Source organism: Legionella antarctica, from assembly GCF_011764505.1.
Lineage (GTDB): Bacteria > Pseudomonadota > Gammaproteobacteria > Legionellales > Legionellaceae > Legionella > Legionella antarctica.
This window is the reverse complement of record NZ_AP022839.1, coordinates 780007-805205: the sequence shown is the minus strand read 5'-3', so window position 1 is coordinate 805205 and position 25199 is coordinate 780007. Positions and strand designations below refer to the sequence as shown.

Below are 25199 nucleotides of genomic sequence, written 5' to 3'. Positions count from 1 at the left end.
CGCAAAAATATATTTATGCAACAAACGGACTTATTTTGGACGAGCTTAGGCCACTAGTCCATAGAACTGTTCAAAAATAGTTTGATTGGCCGATTGATTATGCTGGCCTTTTCTAAGCATATGATGTAATTCAATGCCAGCTAAGGTAGCAGCGGCCGAGTGAAACTCTTTAAAGCCCTTCATTGGCTTGGTGATTTTCTTAATGAATCGATGGTCTTGTTCCACGATATTATTGAGGTATTTAATTTGTCTCACAGTCATTTGGACGAACAGCCCGCCCACCATGAACAGCAGCGCCAAGTGTAAATTAATCGTATCAATTCCAGCTTTATTAGCGCCACTTTTATCCATAGTTACCTTGTCAGGTAAGCCATTAGAACCAATAGCTTTCTCAAAAAATGCTCGTGCAGCAGGCTCATCCCTTTTTTCTGAAAGCATGAAATCAACCGTTTTACCTTCCTTATCAACGGCTCGATACAAGTACACCCATTGGCCCTTCACCTTGATATAGGTCTCATCCATACGCCATGAAATCACAACAGGACGCTTGTGGCGCTTGCGAAATGCTTCTTCCAATTGAGAAGAATAGTCAATAACCCAGCGATTGATGGTGGAGTGATCTACTTTTAGCCCGCGTTCCAGAGCCAATTCTTCAGCATCTCGGTAACTCAATGAATAGGCCAAGTACCATCTGACCAGCATCAAAATAATATCCTGTTTAAAATGACGCCACTTAAAACTAATCATCGTTGACCATTCCTATGCAAAAACCCAGATACTATCTTAGAGGATAACTTTTTGCGACAGAACCCGCCATCCCGCAATAAATACTATTTAGAACTTTTTATTCTTTTCAAAATAAGTGCTTTTTGAGACGTATTTAAGTTTAAAGACGACAGTATTTTTGAAAAATCATATACAGAATCTACCACATCACTTAACACAGCATCATTAGTAATAATCCATAATGAAGACCATGAAAATGCAACTCGAAGATGCTCCAATGAACTCAGTGTTGAAGTAAAGCTCGATATATTATCCGCTTCAAGTTGTAAGGTCACCAAATCTATTTGAGGGAAGAAGTAGTCTTTATGCATTCCTTTGGGTAAAGGTAAAACAAGCTTAATATCATGATATACAGAAATATTAGTATTTAACTTATATCCTTCCATGATCAAAGGCCAAAAAAAATCAGAAACCTTACTTTGATACTCAAGATCTAATGCTTCTAATGTTTCTTGTGTTTGCTCTCCTTTAGCTGCAATTTTTGCAAGACGAATCACCGCATTTAAATGCTCTGTCACACGCCATTTCAGATCAACCAAAGCATTGATTAAAGAAACAGTATCTTCGCGATGAGTGAAACTGATTTGAGTCAAGTCCGAATTAACAAGTGTAGGCTTCAAGACCAAAAAATTTTTTAAAGAATCGTCGTTTAAGTCCGAAGGTAAACTAACATTGACTCTATTTAACAGATTTTTTAAAACATCAATCGCTTCAACAGCTTCTTGTTTCGTTCTAATACGAGTACGATACAGATTGGCAGCCTCTTCCGTTAAATTAGGTAAACCAAATTTTAAGTAACTCTTAGTGTCATCATCATAAGTAGTAATCGTTATATCCGATCTAAAAACATTTAAGTTCAGTTGCAATTGATGCAGTTCCGTTGCAATCTTATATTTTTTGGCTTGAAATTTCGCTTCTATCTCTGGGGGAAATTCTTCCATTGCTATTACATTCATAGCTAAATACATAAGCTTAGCTATGCTCTCATCTACCCGCAAAATTATTTTATGAGCTTCTTTAATCAAACCGATTGTCTCATAAGAATTGCTCAACGTAATAGTCGCTGTGGGTGGCTTCTCAGCATAAAGGGAAGCGCTTAAAAAGGTGATTAATACGAACAGTTGTAATCCTTTAATAAAATACATTAATATTCTCCTTAACAATAACAAGTTTCATCGGTTCTGTCGAAAATTTTTGGCTCTTGGCGTCTTCGCGTGGAAGTGTATAATATTACGCCATAGATGGATTAAACCTTTCGAAGCCAGTTAGATCTAACATGAGTCGTTGAAATAGCCGAGTTACATTACTCAAACCATAGCATCGTCTTTTTAGCACCTTCACTTTATTATTAAACCCTTCAACAAAACCACTGTTATTACGAGCAATAAAGTAGTTGGCGATGATATCCATATGCTTATTGAGCGTTTTTACAAACCGATTAAAACATTTAATTTTTGACGCTGAAACGCGATCGATCCACTCAATAAAAAGTGCTTTTGCCTCTGCTGGTGTTAAATGGCTGTTAAAAACAGCAGTCAATTCGTGACTTAATTGATAGGCCAAATGTAACTTTGGCGATAAGTTAAATAAGGGTTCTACGACTTTCTTTTCATCATCTGTGAAGTAATCCTTTTGCTTTCGAAGTAGTGCAATTGCGGGTTTGAGATCCTTATAATCTGCCTCAGATAATTCTTTTTTTAAGCGCTTCAACTCTGATTTTCTCAAGGCAATCAAACCTTTTTCGTATAATTTTCTTACATGAAAGCGATCGGCAACAACAGGAACTGTGTCACCAAATACGGCTTTGCTGGCGTTAATGTATCCTTCATATAAATCACAACAGACCGCACGGACAGTCTGTTTTAGACGCTCGGGTATTTTTCGAAGAAAGGCTTCTACTGTTGCTCGCTCCCTACCATCAAGCACTGCAAGCAACCTAACTTCATCGTTGCACCGATAACTTACTATAGTGACAAAGTCACGGTAGCCTTTTTTAAGACTAATATCATCAAGCCCAAGAACCCCAATATCATCAATGCTGTTGAAGTCGACCTCTTCTTCAATGTACTTATCAACCAACCCTTCCAGTGAATGATATTCAACATCCTCTTTTCTGCTCACATCTGCCACGGTCGAGTTAATCAACTCAAACAAAAGATGCTGCTCATAAGGACGGGTAAATTTACTGTTCGTATCATACCAGTCAAGGCGCTGCGTTGTTGTAGGACCTCCATCACAATCAGGACATCGTCCGCGCCGTGGGATAATTTCAATGGTCGTTTCTTTCCCTAAAATGGGTAAATGACTTAATCGTAACAGTCTTCCACGACCATGTGGTTTGGTTGGGCGGTTACATTGTCGACATAAAATCTCTTCTTTTGTACTGACAACTCGGATTGTAATTTGCCGTGCGCGAAGGTCTGTTGTGACAGTCTCTATCTCTACATCAGATAAACCTAAAATCTCTGCTGGAATGGTGAGTGATTGTTTGGATTTGTTGTTCATTGTTTTGGCAATTAGCTCTTAAGTATTTATCTTTGCTATTGTACTAAAAATTAGCCTTCAACGCGAAGACGCCAAGAGCCGATTTATCTTCTTGGTTTGGTCTGTCTCAAAGCACTATTAGTGCAAAAAGTAAATCCATCCGCGATCTGTTTAAAATCAGGCAGATGGATCCCAAGTGGACATTACCCAGTAGAATAGAGGATAACCCTTTTATTTTGATGGTTAGTGTTAATGGGTTCATAGTTGATGTGCGGGAGGCTCCTTATGAAATACAAGAACAAGCTTATTACCAAGGCATCATTCCTTATATTCCTGCTGATAAAATGACTTCTTAAAATTTAAAGAAACTCTTGGGCTTATAGTTTTTACATCAGGGCGCAAGCTCCATTGCACTAAGCCTACTATTCTTGTACTGATTCATGATATAAGTTAACCTCATTGTTAGCTATAAGAATTAAAAGGATTTAGCCGTGAAATTTTATAAATCAGTTCTAATTTCATCTGCATTTTTGAGTTTAGCATACAATGCTACGGCAGGAACCTTGGGCTCAGCACCATCCATGGGTTTTTATATTAATGCTGGTTTAGGTGCTGTTTTTTCCAATACTACTACCAGTAATACTTCAAATTCCAACTCGGTTTTGTATGCACCAACCGCAATAGGGACTAGTTTATTTACCCTGCCTGATATCAATTGGCAAAATAAATTTAACAATGGCTATGGGATAAATCTGGCGGTCGGAAAATATTTTAGTCCCAACTGGCATGGAGACTTAGAGTTTTTGTATCAAAACATACGAAGAGACACTTTTGGTACTTATAATTGGCTGGAACAAAACAGTACAACTGGAGCAATATACGCCCAACAGGCTAATAACCTCATTAGTAAGATAACAACAAGAGCTAACATTTATTCTTTTATGACCAATGCAAGTTATGATTTAATTAATATTGGAAACGTACAACCTTTCTTAGGGGCGGGTTTAGGGCTTTCCTGGTTAAAATCGGGTAGTACGCAAACCAATAACGCCATTAATATTGACGATCCCAATACCCCTCTAATCGAAACAGCACCAGCTATGCAAAATAGTCCATCTCTATATGGAACAGCCTTTGCTTGGCAGTTTAAAGCAGGTATCAATTATGCGGTGAGCGAGAAAGCAACAGCTATTTTGCAATATCGCTTATTTAAAACCACTGATTTTAAAGCAAGTCAGAGTACTATTATCACCAATCCAGGTATGGCTGGGCAAACGGAATTCTATGCAGGACAGCATGACACCAAGGGATTGTTAACCCACTCGGTTGAATTAAACCTTCGCTTTGATGTTTAAATTAAAGGCAAGGGTCGTTTCAAAAAATAAAGATGGTTAAGTTAAACACTCGCGAATTTTGGTTCTGTCGCAAAAAGTTATCCTCTAAGATAGTATCTGGGTTTTTGCATAGGAATGGTCAACGATGATTAGCTTTAAGTGGCGTCATTTTAAACAGGATATTATTTTGATGCTGGTCAGATGGTACTTGGCCTATTCATTGAGTTACCGAGATGTTGAAGAATTGGCTCTGGAACGCGGGCTAAAAGTAGATCACTCCACCATCAATCGCTGGGTTATTGACTATTCTTCTCAATTGGAAGAAGCATTTCGCAAGCGCCACAAGCGTCCTGTTGTGATTTCATGGCGTATGGATGAGACCTATATCAAGGTGAAGGGCCAATGGGTGTACTTGTATCGAGCCGTTGATAAGGAAGGTAAAACGGTTGATTTCATGCTTTCAGAAAAAAGGGATGAGCCTGCTGCACGAGCATTTTTTGAGAAAGCTATTGGTTCTAATGGCTTACCTGACAAGGTAACTATGGATAAAAGTGGCGCTAATAAAGCTGGAATTGATACGATTAATTTACACTTGGCGCTGCTGTTCATGGTGGGCGGGCTGTTCGTCCAAATGACTGTGAGACAAATTAAATACCTCAATAATATCGTGGAACAAGACCATCGATTCATTAAGAAAATCACCAAGCCAATGAAGGGCTTTAAAGAGTTTCACTCGGCCGCTGCTACCTTAGCTGGCATTGAATTACATCATATGCTTAGAAAAGGCCAGCATAATCAATCGGCCAATCAAACTATTTTTGAACAGTTCTATGGACTAGTGGCCTAAGCTCGTCCAAAATAAGTCCGTTTGTTGCATAAATATATTTTTGCGACAGAACCCTCTATTTTACCGTGTTATATTAAATAACAAAAATTGGGTAAACCTGCCAGCCCAATTATCAATAGTTAAACACTATGTTTTTTTTCTACTATATTTAGAAGGGAGAGTCCTCATATAAGGAGATTAAAATGATGTATATTATTGGATGGCTACTGGGTGTTCCCCTCACTCTACTTATTATCATTTGGATACTGGCACGTATCTTTTAAAATTGACAGGGAGTTATCATGACTAATGAAAATCTGATTGTAACTGAACGGGAAGGCCAAAACCACCATCATTACCGTATTTGTTGGTCTGCAATATTTGCAGGAACTTTTGTTGGATTGGGTCTTGCATTTCTACTCCATCTATATGGCGTGGCTATTAGTTTAAGTGCATTTAGCTCTTCACCTGATGGGGCCTCTGTCATTGCAATTGGCGGATTCCTTGGAATGTTGTTGGGAGTAATTGCATCTATGGCTACAGCAGGTTTTGTGGCGGGTTATTTAGGTCGCTTTCATTACCATCATATTAAAGGTGGAATAATTTTTGGCTTTATAACCTGGAGTTTGATTTTAGTAATGAGCGCCATAATGGCAGGACCTGTAATGCATTATGTCTCATTAAATACAAACTATGTCAGTGGATCTGCACTAACAGACACCTCTAAGGTTAAGGTGACTAAAGAAGCTACATCACCCCGTATACAAAATAATAAGAATGCCGATTCACAAGCTGTTGAAGTTACACCAACTGAGTTAGCTTGGAGTGGGTGGGTTATATTTGCACTGTTTTTTGTGGGAGCACTTTCAAGCTGTATCGGAGCTTGCTGCGGCATGCAATGTAAGCGAGAAGAGATGTTACCTCCTACAAACTCACTGTAAACATTATTTTCGGAATCTCCCAAGGTTATTTCAACCTTTAGGGAGATTCATTTATCAAGCCAACCAGTATTTGATCTGGTTGTCTATTGGCAAAACCTGAAGCATCTGTTTAACTCCCTTAATTTACATAGGGTTTTACAACTATGCACAGAGTTATCCACAGAATTTGTGGGTAACTAAAAAGATGAAATAAGCAGAATTGATAGCGATAAGCCTTGTATAATAAGGCCTCATAAAAAAAATAAGGGAAGACTATTTAAAAAAATAAAGGCAGGATAATTAAATATCCACAAAAAGTTTTACTAGAAAAAATGGATATTGGGTCGGACATCTTAACAAAATAATAATAAAAAAACAGTATTAACTCAGATTATTTTAGTAATTTTTTAAATTATTCCACTAATCAAAGCATACAAGCCAATTCCAACTATCCTAATTCAAAAGAAGTAATGCCAAAAATGTGTTCCTTTATTAATTGTGGCTCTCCTTTTAAATACATTCTAGCTGTGGCAAAAACCTTGGTCATTTGGTAATGTTTAACCAGATCTAGAGCAAATGAATTATTTTCAGGAATATCCAAAAAAATAACCTTTCCTTGTGCGTATTGGGTCAATTGAAAAAATAGTGTGTTTGCAATTTCTGGAGTATCAGCAAATAAAGGTCCCATTTTATATCCTTGTTGACAGGCCCTGATGACACCATAACCTTTAAGTTGCTTCTCTTGTACAAACCCTAAAGCCATACTTTGCTTTTGTTGTATCCAGCACTTAAGAAATTTTGGACGTAGTGCAGGAAAGTGCAGGCGGTCATAGTCACATAACAGAGAAAAATCAATTTGGCCGAGCAGGACTAGTGAAGGGTTATAAGGTATTGGATCAATTTTTTTTTCCAAACTATAACGGATATTATTGTGCGCAAATTGATAACCTAAACGGGCATATTTATCCAACATGGGTAGTACACCATCAATACCGGCATTACGTTTCCCAATATAGTCTAACCGTGCACGGGTAAGTTCCAGACCGTACCCCTGATCCCTATATGGTTTAGCAACAATATAAAAACCGCAAAAAGCAAAATGTTCGTCATAGATAACCGCCGATCCTACAGCGATCATTTGACCCTTGAGTTTCCCAACAAAAAAACCACGGGGATCGACTTGATAAAAACAGGCTGCATCATGCAAACCAGGATTCCAGCCTTCTTTTGCCGCCCAGGCTACTGCCAAAGTAACTTCTTCTTGATTCATTTTCTCAATATGGTAGTGTTCAAACATAATGAACCTCGTCGTTTTTTTATTAAGTATAGACTGCGAGAAACCAACATAAGTTACAATTTTTAATAGTTGCTTAAAAAGTGGCTACAAAATTAGCCGAGAAAATTATGGCATCCATCCCTACCTGGAAGGATGATATGCCAAAAACAAACAGGTACGTACATGGCGATGGAACATTAATTTGAAAAAAAATATCAAGCGCTCTTCCGATACTCTTTTAGAAATTGCGAACAATAAAGATTTAAGCGGGGAATTAACCTATCAGCGCATTTTAGACACCCTTGGAGCCAGGGCGTTTGGGGTTGTTCTGTTGTTTTTTGCTTTACCTAGTGCCTTGCCATTTTCAGCTGTCCCTGGTGTTTCAGCAATTTTTAGTGTGCCGATAATACTGTTTGCATGGCAAATGATATTGGCCAGAAAAACATTATGGATACCGAAAATTCTTGCTTGTCGTACTATTCATCAAGAGACCATTGCAAAAATTGTTCATAACACTGTACCTTATTTAATCAAAATAGAGTACTTTTTGAAACCTCGGCTGTCCTTTATGAATTCTCGCTTTATGGAAATAATCAACGGGACTCTTATTTTTTGTTTGGCTCTGCTCTTAATGCTGCCTATCCCATTAAGTAATTTTATCTTCTCATCATTAATTATCTTTTTGAGTCTGGGTTTGATAGAAAAAGATGGGCTCTTCATCCTTGCAGTATACATTGGTGCCATTTTCTATATCAGCTTTATCTATATGTTTATTATGCAAGCAATAAACTATTTATTTAACTGACTAAATCAACTAAATACCATGACACTGCATAATCCAAGCGTTAGCTCAATGTAATATCATGCCACCATTATGTGAGTTCTTGCTCAATATTTTAATTTGCAAAAAAATAGATTTTATCAACATTGGCCTATATTCTTATAGGATAGACTAATCGATTATTTATAGGGAATAAATATGGATAGTGAACGTTATACAAAAGGTATGGAAATAATGCGCAGACAGCTTGGTCCAGAAGCTGATGATTATGCTAAAAAAATCAAAGGAATGTCCGAGATCTTTGCTAAAATCAATGTGGAGTTTCCTTTTGGCGATCTCTATTCACGAGATATCCTGGATCCCAAAATGAGGGAAATGCTTACTATTGCTGCTTTAACAGTTCAAGGTTATTCGCAAGTCGAATTAAAAGTACATATCAAAGGGGCTCTGTATAACGGCGTCACCCGTGAAGAAATTCTCGAAATCATCACCCAAATGCTAGCATATTGTGGTTTTCCTGCAGCAACTAATGCTCTGCTCACAGCGCAAGAGGTTTTTGATGAATTGGATAATAGGGACTAGTGTATGCAAAATGAAAAAAATGGTTCGACCTTATTGGTTGATTGTCTTGTTCAACAAGGGGTTCAATATATTTTTGGCATACCTGGAGCAAAAATTGATGCTGTTTATGATGCATTAATAGATAGTCCTGTTAAAGTTATTGTTTGTCGACATGAACAAAATGCGGCATTTATGGCTGCAGCTTATGGACGCATCACAGGTAAACCCGGAGTAGTACTGGTAACCTCTGGACCAGGTGTTTCAAATCTCGCTACAGGATTGTTAACAGCTACCACTGAAGGTGATCCTATTGTCGCCATTGGAGGGAATGTTGCGCGTAATATGAGTTTAAAATCCTCTCACCAAAGTACTGATAACATTAAATTAATGGAAGCCGTCACCAAAGCGCGTATGGCAATTCTGATGACGGAAAACATTCCTGAAATTATTGAAAATGCATTTCGCATCGCCACTGAGCCACGGAGTGGCGCTGTATTTATTAGTATTCCCCAAGATATTTCTCATCAAAGTACAACAATCAAAGCACCTAAGGTCTTACCAGCCATTAACTACGGCCCAGCTCCTGACAAAACGATTCAAAAAGCTGCAACACTGCTTAACCAAGCCAGGCGCCCTGTTTTGCTCTTGGGATTAGAAGCAACCAGAGCTGAGAATACACAAGCCATCCGCCAACTGTTAACAAAAACACCCCTTGCCGTAGTATGCACTTATCAGGCAGCTGGAGTAATCACACGGGAACTACTACATTGCTTTGTTGGACGGGTAGGACTATTCAAAAATCAACCTGGTGACAGATTAATTGATGAAGCCGATGTAATCGCCACTATCGGTTATGATCCCGTTGAATATGACCCGGAAATCTGGAGTAGCGCCAGCAAAAAAATTATCCATTTAGACTATAAACCTGCAGAGATACACACAACCTACATGCCCGAATTAGAGGTTATTGGTGACATCGCTTTGAGTCTTAGAAAATTGGCGCCGGAATTAAACTTAAAGATTGCGGAGGACTATACCAGGCATATTTTCGAGTACCAAAAAGAATTGAAAGAAAAAATATCCAGTGGAGCGAAATTTACGGGCAAGTTATTACATCCCTTACGATTCATCTATGAATTAAATCAGGTTGTCGATGATAACATGATGGTAATTAGCGATATCGGTACTCATTATATGTGGCTGGCTCGTTATTTTTATTGTTATCAACCCCACCATTTATTATTTAGTAATGGCCAGCAAACACTTGGAGTGGCATTGCCATGGGCGATTGCAGCATGCCTGGTGTACCCCAAAAAAACGGTTATTTCTGTGTCTGGCGATGGCGGATTTCTTTTTTCTGCTAACGAATTGGAAACGGCAGTACGGGAACAAGTTCATTTTATCCACTTTGTTTGGTGTGATGGCTCCTACGACATGGTCAGGGAACAACAGTTAATGAAATATAAACGTGATAGTGCGGTCCATTTTGGTCCAGTAGATATTGTAAAATACGCTGAAAGCTTTGGTGCTCTGGGTCTGCGAGTCAGTCACTCCAGTGAGTTTTCTCGAGTATTAAAAGAAGCGATGCAGGCAGAAGGCCCAGTATTAGTGGAAATTCCAATAGACTATTCAGACAGTCACGAGCTATTTACCGCGGCCCATGATTTTGTGGGGGATTAATTGGTATATGTGACAGTTATCAGACAAAAAACATTCAGGTGATTGCTGCCAGCACTCGCTATGTAGTGATGGCCGATTGGATTTTTACTGGCACATCCGGATTTCTTCAGCCCCTGACTGGGCTCTGGATGGTATATTTAGTCGGTTACTCCTGGACTTCATTATGGATCATGGGTTCCATTATTGGTTATTTAATAGCCGCTTGTTGCTGGTTCCCGGTATTATATCTTCAAATTAAAATGCGTAATTTTGCTGTTGAAGCAGAACAAAATAATAGCCCCCTCCCCCAGGTACTTTCGATATTTTAGATATTGGTTTTATTTGGGTTGGCCCGCTTTTATGAGCTTAATTATAGTTTTTTACTTAATGACTAATAAACCGGCGAGTTTTTAAAAAAGTCTATTTTTAAACAGGGTGTTTTTTTAAAGGACAAAATCCCTGACATGCCTGTACAGGAGGTAACCGTTTCCCCAATGGCTCTATGATGCTTAGCGATGAACTCTCAACCATAAAAGTAGTCAATGAAACCGATTTTGTCTGTACGTTCAGTACGATACATAGGCTCTTTTTGTAAAGTTCCGAATCAAAGTTCTTATGAGAATCTGATTGTAAACGGTCTAATTTCCAGTATTATCCACTGGATGAGAATTACCCGGGACCAAGCGCTCGATGCCTCCAGCCTTGGAAGAACAGATCGCTAAATGTACAGTATCAGGGACATCACCCACAGGGGCAAATATATTTTCTGATGTAGTATTCTCAGTTGGCTTCCTAAAAATAGACTCAGCCCCTTCTTCTGACTGTATTTTATGGTTTTTAGTTAAACCATAAAATAATGCTTCGTAAGAATAGTGCTCTAATTTCTTGATGAGCTTTTGAGTCTCGTTATAAAACAATCCTGAGAATCCGTTCTTAGTTAACTTCTTAGTACGTAACACTTTTTTAAACTCTCGTATATCAAAAACATTAGGTGGAGTTACTCTAAAACAGGCCAAAGTATCGCGAAGGGCATTTATTTTTACCTCTCTTTGCACTGCTCCAATAAAAGTCCAGTATGTTTTTGAGTCGTCTTCAATTTTCTTTATATGCCACACCAGATCTTTTTTTAGTTCTTCTAAAATATTCGGTAACGTTAATTGAAGTACTTTTCTGCGCTCAGCAATAATTTTGTCCCGTGTTTCTTGTAATCGTGCCCCTTCTTCTAACCATGAAGAATCATTGAGTTCCCCTTCACCAGCTCCAAGAAAATACAACATTCTCAGCACATTTTCATGCAAAGGAATTGAGTTTTTTGATAAAAATGCTTTTGTTAAATCATAGTTATAAAAAGAAAACGGCTGTATTTTTTCATAAAAGTATTTAGTATCGAAAAAATAATCTTTGAATAATGATTTGGCAATTGCAATGGGACCTGTTGTACAAACAACGATTGATCTTAAATAAAGTGAATACTCTTTTTTCATAAAGCCTGTAATTAACTCTCGATCAGATAGTGCCAATATTTTTTTTATTTCACTATATTCATTCCTGAAGAACAGCCATTTAATTATTCCACGTTGCCTTTTAATATTTTTTCTTAGTCGTTGTATTACTGACTTATCAGTTTCCTCGGGAGAAATTTTATTAAAATTCAGATACTTTTCGTAGTTAGTCATGACCTGATTAATAAATGCTCTAAGTTGGCGAGAACTTTGAGGATTAGATGTGGGAAAAATCGATTTCGATCGGGCAATATAAAACGCCTCGGAACGATTTCGCAAAAAATTTAAAAGATACATGTTAACGAAACGAAACAGAAATCCACCTTGCCTAAAAGCCTGCTCTGTTTTATCAATGAAATCATTAGTATATATGCTCAAAACGCTAAGAAATCCATTCTGGATCTCTTCTATTTTTCCTTTTGCTGCAATGGGATCGACTACTGCAATACAGTCATTATTAGAAAGAACTATTTCCTTTTTTTTTATTTTCAAACTCCCTATGTTTAATAATAAAGGAGTATCAACAAGAAGAGTTGGAGGAAGTTGACTCGTATCTACAGTAACATCAAAATCAGTGTACGTTCCCAAACGATAAACTGAAGAGATCCATCGAATAATATCACTAGCTACAGCCAAACTTCCCCCGTCACTTAAATGAGTCATTTCATCTTTGTAATATTCATATAATTTCTTTTCATTCTCTGATTTAAGTGAGTTTTCCAACTGATCTGCATCTACAGGAATAATTTCATGTTCGCTACAAAAATTCTTTAAATCCAAAAGGGCGTTATGAGTTAACACAGAGGAGTCAAACACTAAACTGATACAATCATCTGGATTTTTATCACGCATTTTAATCAAGCGCAGCTGATTTTCATCATTTAAAAATACATCCGGTTTATTACTAAACCAAATTTTTACATGGTGATGAGGATTATATCGATAACGCTGAGTGTTCTGGTTTGACATATATTTCCTGTATAGTTCCATATCGGTTACTTCAAAGGTAGCAACTAAACATCATACTATCCAATTATCAGTAACATTTTAACTTAAAATAAAGCCTTCTATAGGTTTCAAATACCCGTTGCAATGATTAATTGTTAACAAATGAAGCACTTCCTGGAATAGAAAAAATAAAGATTAGAATCCAGGCTTTCTGCAATGAGAGAAGGGGAGTATAGATCTGCGTTTGCCAAATATTGCTTTATCCTTGATAATAAAGGAATAAATATTAGATGCTGTTGACAATTAGTCGTTTAAAACCTCCGATATGTTCCAGGAGTTGTAACAGAATCCAGCGAACACTCAGCAGAATGACAAGGGATCTATTGTCATCAGTCCCTGGCTATATAGAAGGATATTTTGGTGAAGCGATCAATTTTTTTAGCGTTTTTTGTTGGTTTTTTCTTCAGCAACGTTGTTTGGTCCGACCTGTTGTCAACAAGAATTGATGCCCTCATCGAGAAACAATTACCTCATGCGACGATTGGAATTCTTGTTAAAGACGCCAAAACAGGTGATGTAATTTACCGGAGCAATTCAGATAAATTATTATATCCCGCAAGTAATGTGAAATTATTTACTGCTGCCGCTGCATTGTATCATTTAAAGCCAAAACATCATTTTTTAACCACACTATCCCAGAAAAATCAAAATTTTTATATTACTTTCAGTGGTTCTCCTTCCCTGACAATTGATAATTTTACTGATTTACTGCTTAGTTTGAAAAAAAATAATATAAAAAAAATAAACGGCGATATCATTTTGGATACTTCAAGATTTAAAGCTCCTTATTATCCAGGAGGTGAATCCTATGATGATCTTGGCTGGTATTACTCTGCACCTGATACTGCAGTGATATTGGATGAAAACGCTGAAGCCTATGATGTAATTAGCGCAAAAAAATTAGGAATGCCTGTTACCATAAAACCCAGATCGGCTGCACCAAATTTAACTGTGATCAATCAGATAATCACCGTAAATAAAGAACAAGAAAAAGAACATTGTAATTTAAATATCGAAATTCAACCGAATAATACCCTACGCTTATATGGATGCATGGCTCAGGAAAGCAAAACCAAACTGATTAAATTAGCGATTCCCGATCCTGTATTAATGGCAAAACAAATTATTGAAAAAACACTTAAAAAATACAGTCTAATTTTTAAAGGTCGTATCATTATTGGACGTACTCCATCTGATGCCAGGATTGTTACAAGCTATAAATCCAGAGATTTAATTGCCCTTATTGCCCACATGCTTAAAGAATCGGATAATCTCTACGCGAATAGTTTAACCAAAGAGTTGGCTTTTTCTTTAACTAAAGAGGGAAGTTTTAAGCAAGGCGCTTTTGCTATTAAAAAGATACTAGCTGAACATACTCATCTTGATATGAAACAGGTCGTGCTAACCGACGGCATGGGATCACGATATAACTTAATCACTCCTGAGCAAATTGTTTTGCTTCTTACCCATCTATATAACGATAAAACTATGCGTCCCATTATTCTGAATGCTTTACCCCAGGCAGGTGTGTCAGGAACACTAATTGATAGAATGAAAAAAACACCGCTGGAAAAAAAGGTATTTGCTAAAACAGGTTCCATGCATGATATTTCGTCTTTGTCTGGCTATATTATCAATCCACAAGCCAGATCATTGATTTTTTCTATTGTAATCAATGGGGTTAATAAACCCATAAATACAGCAAAATCTCTTGAAGATCAGATACTTCTTACTATTTTTGAACAGCTGTCTATGGAGCCTGCAATTGAAAATGCATTTGGATAAGAGGCTGAGTAAGAAGCTGGATAATGATATAAAATGACTCAAGTTTTAAGAGAACTTTTCCCGGTCGAGTAAAAATCTGATCCGAGTTCAATATCCACAGGATTACTGAAATTACCCGGATAACTTCGATAGCATCCCAGCATACGAAGGTAGGATAACTACTTTAGAAAAAAGAGAGATTCTATTTTCTCCAAATGCTTTACTAAAGCTCCTTTGTTACTTTCCAGAACTGCAGTTGCGTTTTTAACCATGCGCTTTTGCAGTTCTTGATCCGTGTGGAGTTTGATGATTGCATCTATTAATTCATTCGCTTGACTGACTAACTGGATTGCCTGTGCCTCTTCAAGATCTCTGCAAATAGTTTTAAAATTATGAACCTGATTACCACTTATGACCGGAATGTTCATTGCTATAGGCTCTAAAACATTATGACCGCCTACGGGCACAAGACTTCCTCCGATAAATGCAAAATCACTAATTTGAAATAATCCCAAAAGCTCGCCTAAACTGTCTAATATTACCACCTCATTTTCTGAAGAAAGAGTCTTCACAGTACTTCTCAATCCGGTATTAAATCCAGCCTGAATACATAATTGATAAACGGTTTGAAACCGTTCAGGATGACGTGGAGCAATTAACAAAACTACTTGAGGAATAGCTTTTTGCAATCTTTTTAAATGTAATAAAATCTGGGACTCTTCATTTTCATGGGTACTTGCAGCGATTACCGCTATCCGATCGGAGCCCCAATGTTTTTTTAATTCCTGAAATTTGACACTATCAACAGAATGAGTTTGTAAATCAAATTTGATATTACCTGATACGTGAACTCGGTCTTCATTGGCTCCTAGAGCAATAAAACGTTTCGCATCATCTTCACTCTGTGCTAAAACGGCCGAAAATTGATTTAAAATCGGCTTAAATAAAAACTTAACCTTCAGATACCCGGCTAATGAACGCTCCGATAAACGAGCATTGGCCAGCAATAATGGCACTTGTGCTGCACGTGCCTGGTAAATTAAATTGGGCCATAATTCAGTTTCCATAATCACACCAACCTTTGGTTTTTGTTGCTTAAAAAACCTTTTCAGAACGGCAGGTAAATCATAAGGTACATATCGATGGGAAACTTTAGTGCCGAAATGCACTTGAACACGTTCGGATCCTGTAGGGGTCATCGTAGTCATTAAAACAGACCACCCCTTATACAGCATCGCATCGACTAAAGGAGTAGCAGCAATCACTTCTCCCAGTGAAACAGCATGCACCCATACATCAAAATTTTTATTCTCTTTCTTGCCCAGGCAAAAACGTTCCATTATTCTCTTTCTATACGCCGGCAAACGTTTGCCTTTCCACCACAAACGAATTAACAGATACGGCGTGAGCAAATACATTAAAAAAGAGTAAACAAAACGCATAAATCAATACCCGACAAAAAGGGGGAGTATATACCCAAAGCAGGCTCTTAGGCGATATGTTACAATTTAATTGAGGCTTTAATAAAAAATTTGGCTGTATTATAGTATCAAGAACAGTTACCCTTTATCGAATAAACTGTTAGCAGTAGATTCATCTGCCAAATTTAGGTTTAATAACCCAGTCTTTAGTACTTTACTTTTCCATGGTATGACCTAGAGTATAAAAACAGCTTCGATTAATATTTGACTTTAAAGGAACCCCTTTAACCATGAATTTTAGAGATTTTTTTACAATAAATACTTGGTGGGGGAAAATTCTCGGAGCATGCTTTGGCTATCTGAGTGGTGGAGCAATCGGAGCATTATTTGGTATTATAATTGGTAATTTTTTTGATAGAGGACTAGCCAGTCATTTTTCTAACCCGCACTTTATATATCACGCTGAAAAACGAAAAACGGTGCAAAAAATTTTTTTCGAGGCAACTTTTTCTATTTTAGGACATATTGCAAAAGCTGATGGACGAGTTTCCGAGCAAGAAATCAGGATGGCAAAAGTACTCATGGGTGAAATGCGGTTAAATCGCGAACAAAAAGATTTGGCTAAACGATTTTTTAATGAAGGTAAACAAAATTATTTTAAATTAGAAGCAGTGCTTACCCAGTTGCAAAATGCCTGTAGAGATAACCGCGAGTTATTAAAATTATTTGTTGATATTCAATATCGAGCATCACAAGTTGATGGGTTAACTACTAACAAAATTCAGGCCTTGGATATCATATTTGCACGTCTTGGTTTTGCCCCATTACACCAACAGTACCGTTTTTACGAAGATTTTAGTTATACCTCCTATCATCGTTATCAGGAGCAACAGAAATCACAGCAAAACCATTCGCAATCCTCATCATCTTCCCATCAACAACGTTATTATAAGGCAAAACCATCCCCTAATACCCTAGGCCATGCTTATGCCTTAATTGAGGTCAACGAAAAATCGAGCAAGCACGAAGTAAAACAGGCATATAGGCGTTTATTAAGTCGCAATCACCCTGATAAATTAATTGCTCAAGGCCTACCTGAGGAAATGATCAAACTGGCTAATGATAAAACCCAAAAAATAATGAAAGCTTATGAATTAATTTGTAAAAGTAAAGGCTGGTAACCATCACTCATGAGATTATTGCTCTGGCTCAACAGGATCATCGATAAATCCGCTCCAATTCGATTCATCTATTTCTGCGATAAGGCTTTTTGATGAATGAACGGGCTCTATGAAAGAAACTAAAATTGGGGGGGGATGGGTTTCAGATTCAGGCAGTTTGCTCATCCAGCCATGGATATATGCCAACAACATTTTTTGGTTGTATAGATAGTCATGATGGGCTCCTGGCATTTCTACAGCCATATATTTAAACTGTTTAAATTCCTTTTCTCTGTGCTTCATCTGACGTAACACCGTATCATAATCAAACTGCCCGGCAATATCGAACAATGGAAAGCGTAAACTGCGCGGTATATCCAAACTACTCTGTTCGTCATAAGCAGAGAGCATCACTAAACCATTAATCATTTTAGATTGAGGCTGACTAAAATACTCCAAAGATTGGTTCAACTGTTCACCGTAGTGTACTAACACAATACGCTTGTTCTTACTCTCTCTCAGAGCGCTGATCGTTTCGGGTATCTGTTTCACCCAGGGAACGGTATTGTCATTATTACAATTCAGTAAAACAACAGACCATCCATTATGAGCCAGTTGCTGTGCAAAATTTGTTAACAACATAGGGGCCTGAGCTGCATCTGAACCACCTCTGACAATCATAACACCACCATGCTGTGTTTTTTCAGATAGCCAATAGGGCAAACTGATTTGTTTTTGCTCCACTTTGATTTCAAGAACATCTGATATGGCACAGGGTGAGATCAAAAAAAATACCAGAACTATTCTAATGATGTGATTCATATTTCCCTAAAGTAATTGGTAGTATCATTCGCGGGATCGATCAATCCCGGTATTAAGTGCCAGTACTAATCAGTAAAGCTCACCCCGGATTCATCCAACATCATGCGGGCTTTCTCTGACAAAATTTTGTGAGCAAGGGCAGTAGGGTGCACTAAATCGAAAAACAAATATCCGTCACAGACATGTTCACCCTCCTTTGGGGTAACTCTGGCAACCATTTTTAAAACTGATTTCTTAGTCAATTCATCTACTACAGCGTTAGCACAAGTCCCTGTTATATTATCAAATCCATATTCTTCAGGATTTTCCAAAAGAAGATTAAGTGCTTGATTTAAATCAAAAAACAACCAATTTATATCGGGATATTTTTGTTTAAAATTAGTTATAGTCTGTTCTAATAATTTATTATGTTGCGTTGTGAAATAACTAAATAATTCAACGGAACCAAACTCAAGCGCTGCAGGTGTTCTGCTCAGATCAGGCAGGTTAAGCAATAAAATCTGTTTTGCACCCTTTTCTGCCAAACGATCCAGACTATGAGCGATCCCAGTATTAACATCTGTTAATGTTTGCTCCACATCACCAGGCATACCAAGATAATTATTAGCCCCAATCCATACAACAAAAAGACTGTCTGTGCTTGCTTTATCGTCATGTGCTAATAAATAACTGTCTACCTCTCTTCTTAAAGTAAATAATACATCGTCGCCCTCTTCTTCCGACACCCCCGCCCCGCCAAAAGCGTAATCAAGGAGATGCTCTGAGGGATTTTCAGGAAAATAAGATTTAACTAAATACTCAATCCATACTGGACCATTAGAAAAACGTCCTTCAAAATAAGGGGGTGATTGAGGCAACTGATGTTTCATGAACTCATAAAGATTACCATTATCAGATAAACTATCACCAAAGACGACAATATTGTGAAGCGGATTTGCTGCAACAATTCCCGAAAATAAATAAGCACCTAAGGTTGCTAATAGCTTCATGAATACCCTTAATTAATTGATTTTTTTAAAAAAAAAAACATTGGTTATTATATTATAAAACAAAGTGATTAATCAATTTCAAGCCTCCCTCACAAAAGAGAGATTATCCATAAAATAACCCCTCTTGCTCTAAAAGTATAACCTCTTTATAGTTAATATTTTTGCGAGGGATCATGATGAATAAATTACAAAGACAATTCATATCAGTATGTCTGGACTCAATTGATATTATTATTTCTGATCAAGAAAAATTAAAAGCTGCAATCTTGATTTACACCCAAGACAATACGAATAACTCACGTTATCAACTCGACTCAAAAATTACTGACGCGAAATCTTGGCTCCCCCAGGAAAAAATTGCAATTTCAAGTGCTGTTTTTGAAGCCGTAGCTCATAATAGTTACAAATTTTGTTCCAAAGATATCTATATCAAAGTCATCGAAGAAGCGACTACTTTGTTATTAAATAAATATTTGCCTTTAATTACTGAACATACTCAATCAAAGGATAGATTATCATCCGTAAAAAAGAATATTTCTCAGATTAGATTACAAATTGACCAAGAAATAGAAACTAAAATGAATGAAGAACAAGAGGTATACTCAATTAAAAATAATCCATTTATCTTCTTTTCAGCAGTTACTGCTGTAGTTGTGGGCGTAGCAGCTGTATCCGCATTGTCACTAACTCAATAATTTTTCATTTAGCTTTACTGGGCAGGGCGATCCATTTGGTTGTATTAAAAAAAGCCAGATGAATATTGATATCCTCAGAGCTATGGAGAGATATCAAAAAAGTCGTGAACGAATCACCAAAACAAATGAGGTGTTTGCCAGTTTAGTTGAGAAATATTGTGATAAAGATACTCTTCCAATTTTTATTGGTGGAGCAGCACATCCGATCACATTATATCAAGATAAAGAAGTGTATGATTTTGGACTGCAAGGTAGAGTAGAAAACAGTGTTTCTATCTGTCTGTTAGAGGCGGCAGAGTCCTCGTTCCAATCAAAAGCACCTTATAATCATGCCGAAAGAAACCTGCAAGGGACGTATGATTACCAAATAATAACAAATAAGAAGACACTCTATAAAGATACTTTTGAGAATCTTCCTCAATTAATGGATAAGATACAATTTCTAACAAACAGTCTTGATCATTTGATTAAAGGGCATTTATGGTTTGCTTTGAATAAAACTAATTTCATGCCAGAGGAAGCCAACGCTATTCTTTTGGCTTTTCAAGAAAGTATTGGGGAGACGATTAAATTTTCCTCTTTTGAGAAACTTCTAGATGAGTTAATCATGGCCAAAAGTTTCAAAGTACCAAACCCTAGCCTCTTTAGTTCTAAGACATCTAAAGAACTTCTTTATACAAGAGAAATGTCAATCACAGCTATTTACCATGATCTGGCTGTTGTTCTCAAAGAAGAAATTGTAAAAAAGATTTCACTAACCAATAGTTGAAGTAAGCACTTACAAGGGTGATTGGGTATAGGCAAAAGCACTACACCCAAAAAATTTTAAAAACTCACAGTCTCATCACCAAAAATGGCACAAAATTAAGCGCCACTTCCAATCAAAGTTAAGTTCAATTGCCGACCACAAACCCAGGCTTTTGTTAAATCTCTTACCACTTCTTTGGACATACCTTTTGGTAAACGAACGGTAGAATGATCATCATGAATTTTAAGACCGGTGATAAATCGGCTTTGTAAACCCGCTTCATTTGCGATTGCACCGACAATATTTCCTGGTTTTACTCCATGTACTTTACCTACATCAATACGGAATAAATCCTGAGCTGACGCTTCTTCGTTAAATTTTTTCCGATCATCGCCAAAGTTCTTTCGGTCATTACCAAAACCTTTGCGATCACCACCAAAACCCTTGCGATCTGCGCCAAAACTTTTTCTATCATCACCAGATCGAGAGCGCTCAAATTTACCCTGTCCTTCTCTTGCAGGACGAGAGACTGCTTTAGGTAAAGACAGTTCTTTTTGCCAAGGCATATCTTTGTGTAACAATAAAGCAAGTGTAGCTGCAACATCTAAAGCTGAAACTTCATGCTCTTTAATGTACTCTTCAACGATACGTTTATATGAATGAAGATTGGCATGCTCTAATCGTGCGGTAATATTCGCCATAAAACGTTGTTGTCTAGCCACTTGAATCATATGATCATTAGGCACATTTACTTTTTCAATACGTTGTCGAGTATGGCGTTCAATATTACTTATTAAACGAGACTCTTTAGGTGTCACAAATAAAATGGTAACTCCTGAACGGCCTGCTCTTCCAGTTCGGCCAATACGATGTACGTAAGTTTCATTGTCATGTGGCATATCATAATTAATTACATGAGTGACACGCTCTACATCCAACCCACGTGCAGCGACATCAGTTGCGACCAGAACGTCTATAGCACCTTGTTTAAACTGAGCAATAATACGTTCACGCAAGGCTTGGGTAATATCGCCATGAATGGCCATTGCTCTTAATCCATGCTGCTGAAGTACTTCTGCTACTTCTTCAGTACTGCTCTTGGTGCGCACAAATACAATTGCACCTTGATAGTCTTCGACCTCCAGAACTCTAATAAGTGCATCAGATTTTTGATGACCGGAAGCAAATAAAAAGCGTTGTTCGATACTTTTTACTGTTGCTGTTTCCATACGAATTTCAATAGAAGCAGCATTATCAAGATAAGTATTTGCTATTTGACGAATACGATGGGGCATTGTTGCTGAGAACAAGGCCATTTGTTTCTTTTCAGGTAATTTTGCCAGAATAGTTTCAACGTCTTCAATAAAACCCATACGCAACATTTCATCTGCTTCGTCAAGAATGAAAGTACGTAAATTATCCAAAGGCAAGGTACCGCGGTCTATATGGTCCAGAATACGGCCAGGTGTACCGACCACGACTTGTGCTCCGCCACGTAATTGCTTTAATTGACGACTGTATTCTTGTCCACCACACAGTACGGCAATGGTAACGCCGCGCTGATGAGCACTTAATAGTTCAAATTGTTCTGCTACCTGAATGGCTAACTCACGAGTAGGGGCTAAAATTAATGCCTGCGTACCCTGAACAGTAGGTGATAAATTCTGCAAAATTGGTAAGGCAAAAGCAGCAGTTTTACCTGTGCCTGTTTGAGCTAAAGCAATAGCATCTCGACCTTCTAATAGCAGAGGAATGGTTTGAGCCTGAATTGGTGAAGGCTGTGTAAACTTCATGTCCTCTAGCGCTTTATTCAGTGCATCTGAAAAATTAAAGGAGGCGAAGTTTGTTATTTCTTGAGTCATAAGGATCCTGATAAAGTAAAGCGTAAACCTAAAAAGGTTAAGTAATATAAAAATTGCTCAGTATAATAACAAAATAAACAGGATTATGCACGATATTTATTATTTTTCTCTTAAAAAAGGGTTTCTTTGTTATTAAATAAAAAGTAATTTTTCAATCAAATTAGTTTATAATTAAAACGAATAAGTCTTTTTTTTAACAAACAGGGTTGGTTGATTGCAATTATTCGTATCAATATAAATTGCTCTATTGGCGATGTCTTCATTCGGAATAAACGTTATTATTTTTAGATTGTGCACAAGCAATAACTTTAGGTAAAAGCTTAGCCCTGATAAAAAAAATGTTGTTATTCCGAGCCTGAGAATCAAACCAGAAGGATGGAGCACAGCTTCCTGAGTTGCTTCGTCAGACCGGCATGTCGGAAATCAATTCGTATTACGAACCAGGTTATAAGTGAATCCACCAGATTTCATGGAGCAGCATGTGAACCGGTAGATACAATATGCTCATTCAATAATCCGAGCATCCTTAGATTAAAGCAGCCAAACGACAGGCTTGGTCAATCGCATGGCGTGCATCTAATTCTAAAGCCTTGTAAGCCCCTCCTACCAAATGAACAGACTTACCTGCCTGTTTTAAAGGCTCGTACAAGTCTTTTAATTCCATTTGTCCTGCGCAGATAATAATTGTATCAACAGCTAACAATTGCGGTTTATCTTCTACGAGTATGTGCAATCCTTCATCATCTATAGAATCATAAGCCACGCCCGACATCATGTTCACTTGTTTATGTTTCAAGCTTAATCGATGAATCCACCCGGTAGTTTTACCTAAACGTTTCCCCATTTTTTCTTTTTTACGCTGCAATAAGTAAACCTCACGAGAACTAGGTGTGATCTCTGGAGTTTTAATCCCTCCCCGATGCCGTCCTGTTACATCAATTCCCCATTCGTCATAAAACTGCTCCTTATCCGCCTGATGCCTATGGGTCAAAAATTCGGCGACATCGAAACCAATACCACCTGCTCCAATAATAGCTACCCGATCACCTACTTCTTTCTTACCCGTAATAGCATCAATGTAACTCACCACTTTTTTATGATCGATGCCTTTAATGTTGGGGACTCTGGGTTTAATTCCAGTTGCAACCACAACCTCATCAAAATTGTTTAATAAATCCACAGTGGCTTGGGTATTTAAATGTATTTCTACCTTGTATTTTTGTAACTGATAATCAAAATAATTAAGCGTATGCTGGAACTCCTCTTTGCCAGGAATTTTTTTTGCCAAATTAAACTGTCCGCCTATGGCCCCATTTTTTTCAAATAAAGTAACCTTATGTCCACGTTCCGCTGCAACAGCAGCAAAAGCAAGCCCTGCCGGTCCGGAACCTACAACTGCGACTGATTTGGGCTTATGTACTGTCTGGTATACTAATTCTGTTTCATTACAAGCTTGCGGATTAACCAGGCACGATGCGGTTTTGTTCACAAAAACCCGATCAAGGCAGGCTTGATTACACGCGATACATACATTAATGGCCTGACTTTCACCCAATTTAGCTTTTTCAGCAAACTGCGGATCTGCTAATAGTGGCCTTGCCATAGACACCATATCGGCCATACCCGATTCGAGTATTTGATTTGCCAGTTCAGGGGTATTAATACGATTCGAAGTAATAACGGGTATGGTTACTTCGGGTTTCAAATGCCTGGTGATTTGAATAAAGGCTGCTGCAGGTACCATGGTAGCAATAGTCGGAATACGTGCTTCATGCCAACCGATACCAGTATTAATTAGTGAAGCCCCAGCCTGTTCAATAGCTTTAGCAAGAATAACCACCTCTTCCCAACTACTTCCTTGCGCAATCAAATCCAACATTGATAAACGGTAAATAATAATAAATTTTTCGCCTACGGCTTCCCGCACCTGACGAACTACTTCAACCGGAAAGCGGATACGATTAGTATAACTTCCTCCCCATTCATCCTGACGATGATTGGTATGTGAAACGATAAATTGATTCAGTAAGTAACCTTCGCTTCCCATAATCTCTACCCCATCATAACCGGCAAGTTGAGCCAGACGTGCGCAGCGAGCAAAATGTTTGATGGTTTTTTTAATGCGACATTTGCTCATCACCCAAGGCTTAAAAGGACTAATTGGTGATTTAATGCCGCTAGGGGCGACAATGAACGGGTGGTAACCATAACGACCGGCATGTAAGATTTGCAGTGCTATTTTGCCACCCGCCTCATGTACCGTATGAGTGACTACTTCATGCCTGTGTTGTTCTTTACTATTAGTTAATTTGGCAGCAAACGGCGCTAAACGACCCGAACGATTTGGGGCAAAACCACCCGTTACCATTAAACCCACTCCGCCAAGCGCTCTTGCACGATAAAATTCCGCCAAACGTTTTAGGCCCTCTTTCTCTTCTTCCAGACCGGTATGCATGGATCCCATTAGAATACGATTTTTTAACTGAGTAAATCCCAAATCCAAAGGTTGGAACAGGGCTTTAAAAGGGGTATTATCAATTCTCAATTCCATGAGGACTCTCTATCTAATAGTTAAGGGCATAAAAAACAAAGTATAAACCC

General features: G+C 37.8%; 21 protein-coding genes and 1 pseudogene. 12 read left to right on the top strand and 10 right to left on the bottom strand.

All coding sequences use genetic code 11. From position 1 onward, the window contains the following. Nucleotides 1-45: 45 nt before the first annotated feature. From HRS36_RS03980 to HRS36_RS03970, 3 genes are all read right to left on the bottom strand, one after another. Nucleotides 46-747 (bottom strand): IS6 family transposase, encoded by a 702-nt coding sequence (locus tag HRS36_RS03980; protein WP_173236331.1) that lies wholly within the window; start codon nt 745-747, stop codon nt 46-48. Nucleotides 748-830: 83 nt separating this feature from the next. Beyond that, complete coding sequence (locus tag HRS36_RS03975; RefSeq protein WP_173236330.1) at nt 831-1931, bottom strand: hypothetical protein; 1101 nt, start codon at nt 1929-1931, stop codon at nt 831-833. An 85-nt stretch (nt 1932-2016) separates the two neighbouring features. Beyond that, nucleotides 2017-3291, bottom strand: coding sequence for an ISL3 family transposase (locus tag HRS36_RS03970; protein WP_173236329.1), 1275 nt, complete (start codon nt 3289-3291; stop codon nt 2017-2019). A gap of 164 nt (nt 3292-3455) precedes the next feature. Here HRS36_RS03970 and HRS36_RS03965 point away from each other — a divergent pair, with 164 nt between their 5' ends. The 4 genes from HRS36_RS03965 to HRS36_RS03950 all read left to right on the top strand — a co-directional run bounded on the left by HRS36_RS03965 (nt 3456) and on the right by HRS36_RS03950 (nt 6371). Next, entirely contained in the window at nt 3456-3626 is a 171-nt protein-coding gene (locus HRS36_RS03965; protein ID WP_173236328.1) for a hypothetical protein, read from the top strand. 135 nt (nt 3627-3761) lie between these two features. Further along, a complete protein-coding gene (locus HRS36_RS03960) occupies nt 3762-4625 on the top strand; it encodes an outer membrane protein (protein WP_226905565.1) in 864 nt (287 codons plus the stop codon). A gap of 124 nt (nt 4626-4749) precedes the next feature. Then, on the top strand, nt 4750-5451 hold the full coding sequence (locus HRS36_RS03955) for an IS6 family transposase (protein WP_173236327.1): 702 nt from the start codon (nt 4750-4752) through the stop codon (nt 5449-5451). Between the two features lie 281 nt (nt 5452-5732). After that, the gene (locus HRS36_RS03950) at nt 5733-6371 is read left to right on the top strand and encodes a hypothetical protein (protein WP_173236326.1); all 639 of its coding nucleotides are present in this window, start codon (nt 5733-5735) and stop codon (nt 6369-6371) included. Nucleotides 6372-6798: 427 nt separating this feature from the next. Here HRS36_RS03950 and HRS36_RS03945 read toward each other — a convergent pair whose 3' ends face one another. Beyond that, nucleotides 6799-7647, bottom strand: a complete 849-nt coding sequence (locus tag HRS36_RS03945) for a GNAT family N-acetyltransferase (protein ID WP_173236325.1) — start codon at nt 7645-7647, stop codon at nt 6799-6801. Between the two features lie 181 nt (nt 7648-7828). Between HRS36_RS03945 and HRS36_RS03940 the strand changes: the two genes are divergently transcribed. The 4 genes and pseudogenes from HRS36_RS03940 (at nt 7829) to HRS36_RS18925 (ending at nt 11041) form a co-directional block, all read left to right on the top strand. Continuing rightward, nucleotides 7829-8431 (top strand): exopolysaccharide biosynthesis protein, encoded by a 603-nt coding sequence (locus tag HRS36_RS03940; RefSeq protein ID WP_173236324.1) that lies wholly within the window; start codon nt 7829-7831, stop codon nt 8429-8431. A gap of 174 nt (nt 8432-8605) precedes the next feature. Then, on the top strand, nt 8606-8989 hold the full coding sequence (locus tag HRS36_RS03935; RefSeq protein WP_173236323.1) for a carboxymuconolactone decarboxylase family protein: 384 nt from the start codon (nt 8606-8608) through the stop codon (nt 8987-8989). A gap of 3 nt (nt 8990-8992) precedes the next feature. Next, nucleotides 8993-10648 (top strand): acetolactate synthase AlsS, encoded by a 1656-nt coding sequence (alsS, locus tag HRS36_RS03930; protein ID WP_173236322.1) that lies wholly within the window; start codon nt 8993-8995, stop codon nt 10646-10648. Continuing rightward, nucleotides 10648-11041 (top strand): annotated as a pseudogene (locus HRS36_RS18925) (DUF2269 family protein). The gene alsS and the pseudogene HRS36_RS18925 overlap by 1 nt, the downstream one beginning before the upstream one ends. Nucleotides 11042-11265: 224 nt before the next feature. On the opposite strand, the gene HRS36_RS03920 reads toward HRS36_RS18925, so the two are convergent. Then, nucleotides 11266-13098, bottom strand: a complete 1833-nt coding sequence (locus HRS36_RS03920; RefSeq protein ID WP_173236321.1) for a glycosyltransferase family 88 protein — start codon at nt 13096-13098, stop codon at nt 11266-11268. Between the two features lie 399 nt (nt 13099-13497). On the opposite strand from HRS36_RS03920, the gene dacB reads away from it, so the two are divergent. Further along, nucleotides 13498-14922: a D-alanyl-D-alanine carboxypeptidase/D-alanyl-D-alanine endopeptidase gene (dacB, locus tag HRS36_RS03915; protein ID WP_173236320.1), complete on the top strand. Its 1425-nt coding sequence runs from the start codon at nt 13498-13500 to the stop codon at nt 14920-14922. A gap of 158 nt (nt 14923-15080) precedes the next feature. On the opposite strand, the gene waaA is transcribed toward dacB, so the two are convergent. Then, nucleotides 15081-16343, bottom strand: a complete 1263-nt coding sequence (waaA, locus tag HRS36_RS03910; RefSeq protein ID WP_173236319.1) for a lipid IV(A) 3-deoxy-D-manno-octulosonic acid transferase — start codon at nt 16341-16343, stop codon at nt 15081-15083. A gap of 269 nt (nt 16344-16612) precedes the next feature. Here waaA and djlA point away from each other — a divergent pair, with 269 nt between their 5' ends. Further along, nucleotides 16613-17503 (top strand): co-chaperone DjlA, encoded by an 891-nt coding sequence (gene djlA, locus HRS36_RS03905; protein WP_173236318.1) that lies wholly within the window; start codon nt 16613-16615, stop codon nt 17501-17503. A 15-nt stretch (nt 17504-17518) separates the two neighbouring features. Here the strand turns inward: djlA and HRS36_RS03900 are convergent, their stop codons facing one another. Continuing rightward, on the bottom strand, nt 17519-18226 hold the full coding sequence (locus HRS36_RS03900) for an alpha/beta hydrolase (protein WP_226905564.1): 708 nt from the start codon (nt 18224-18226) through the stop codon (nt 17519-17521). 143 nt (nt 18227-18369) lie between these two features. After that, on the bottom strand, nt 18370-19293 hold the full coding sequence (gene plaA / locus HRS36_RS03895; RefSeq protein ID WP_173236316.1) for a GDSL family lysophospholipase PlaA: 924 nt from the start codon (nt 19291-19293) through the stop codon (nt 18370-18372). Between the two features lie 176 nt (nt 19294-19469). Between plaA and HRS36_RS03890 the strand changes: the two genes are divergently transcribed. Beyond that, a complete protein-coding gene (locus HRS36_RS03890; protein WP_173236315.1) occupies nt 19470-19988 on the top strand; it encodes a hypothetical protein in 519 nt (172 codons plus the stop codon). Between the two features lie 58 nt (nt 19989-20046). Continuing rightward, complete coding sequence (locus HRS36_RS03885; RefSeq protein WP_173236314.1) at nt 20047-20757, top strand: hypothetical protein; 711 nt, start codon at nt 20047-20049, stop codon at nt 20755-20757. A gap of 95 nt (nt 20758-20852) precedes the next feature. On the opposite strand, the gene HRS36_RS03880 is transcribed toward HRS36_RS03885, so the two are convergent. Beyond that, complete coding sequence (locus HRS36_RS03880) at nt 20853-22598, bottom strand: DEAD/DEAH box helicase (protein ID WP_173236313.1); 1746 nt, start codon at nt 22596-22598, stop codon at nt 20853-20855. A gap of 526 nt (nt 22599-23124) precedes the next feature. Next, complete coding sequence (locus HRS36_RS03875; protein ID WP_173236312.1) at nt 23125-25149, bottom strand: NADPH-dependent 2,4-dienoyl-CoA reductase; 2025 nt, start codon at nt 25147-25149, stop codon at nt 23125-23127. Between the last annotated feature and the right edge of the window lie 50 nt (nt 25150-25199).

Excerpts from the sequence above, each read along its gene's own strand:
- HRS36_RS03890 (WP_173236315.1), top strand. The coding sequence starts at position 19,470 with ATGAATAAATTACAAAGACAATTCATATCAGTATGTCTGGACTCAATT.
- HRS36_RS03955 (WP_173236327.1), top strand. The coding sequence starts at position 4,750 with ATGATTAGCTTTAAGTGGCGTCATTTTAAACAGGATATTATTTTGATG.
- HRS36_RS03975 (WP_173236330.1), bottom strand. The coding sequence starts at position 1,931 with ATGTATTTTATTAAAGGATTACAACTGTTCGTATTAATCACCTTTTTA.
- HRS36_RS03970 (WP_173236329.1), bottom strand. The coding sequence starts at position 3,291 with ATGAACAACAAATCCAAACAATCACTCACCATTCCAGCAGAGATTTTA.
- HRS36_RS03935 (WP_173236323.1), top strand. The coding sequence starts at position 8,606 with ATGGATAGTGAACGTTATACAAAAGGTATGGAAATAATGCGCAGACAG.
- waaA (WP_173236319.1), bottom strand. The coding sequence starts at position 16,343 with ATGCGTTTTGTTTACTCTTTTTTAATGTATTTGCTCACGCCGTATCTG.
- HRS36_RS03945 (WP_173236325.1), bottom strand. The coding sequence starts at position 7,647 with ATGTTTGAACACTACCATATTGAGAAAATGAATCAAGAAGAAGTTACT.
- HRS36_RS03885 (WP_173236314.1), top strand. The coding sequence starts at position 20,047 with ATGAATATTGATATCCTCAGAGCTATGGAGAGATATCAAAAAAGTCGT.
- HRS36_RS03965 (WP_173236328.1), top strand. The coding sequence starts at position 3,456 with ATGGATCCCAAGTGGACATTACCCAGTAGAATAGAGGATAACCCTTTT.
- alsS (WP_173236322.1), top strand. The coding sequence starts at position 8,993 with ATGCAAAATGAAAAAAATGGTTCGACCTTATTGGTTGATTGTCTTGTT.
- HRS36_RS03980 (WP_173236331.1), bottom strand. The coding sequence starts at position 747 with ATGATTAGTTTTAAGTGGCGTCATTTTAAACAGGATATTATTTTGATG.
- HRS36_RS03950 (WP_173236326.1), top strand. The coding sequence starts at position 5,733 with ATGACTAATGAAAATCTGATTGTAACTGAACGGGAAGGCCAAAACCAC.
- HRS36_RS03880 (WP_173236313.1), bottom strand. The coding sequence starts at position 22,598 with ATGACTCAAGAAATAACAAACTTCGCCTCCTTTAATTTTTCAGATGCA.
- HRS36_RS03875 (WP_173236312.1), bottom strand. The coding sequence starts at position 25,149 with ATGGAATTGAGAATTGATAATACCCCTTTTAAAGCCCTGTTCCAACCT.
- plaA (WP_173236316.1), bottom strand. The coding sequence starts at position 19,293 with ATGAAGCTATTAGCAACCTTAGGTGCTTATTTATTTTCGGGAATTGTT.
- HRS36_RS03920 (WP_173236321.1), bottom strand. The coding sequence starts at position 13,098 with ATGTCAAACCAGAACACTCAGCGTTATCGATATAATCCTCATCACCAT.
- djlA (WP_173236318.1), top strand. The coding sequence starts at position 16,613 with ATGAATTTTAGAGATTTTTTTACAATAAATACTTGGTGGGGGAAAATT.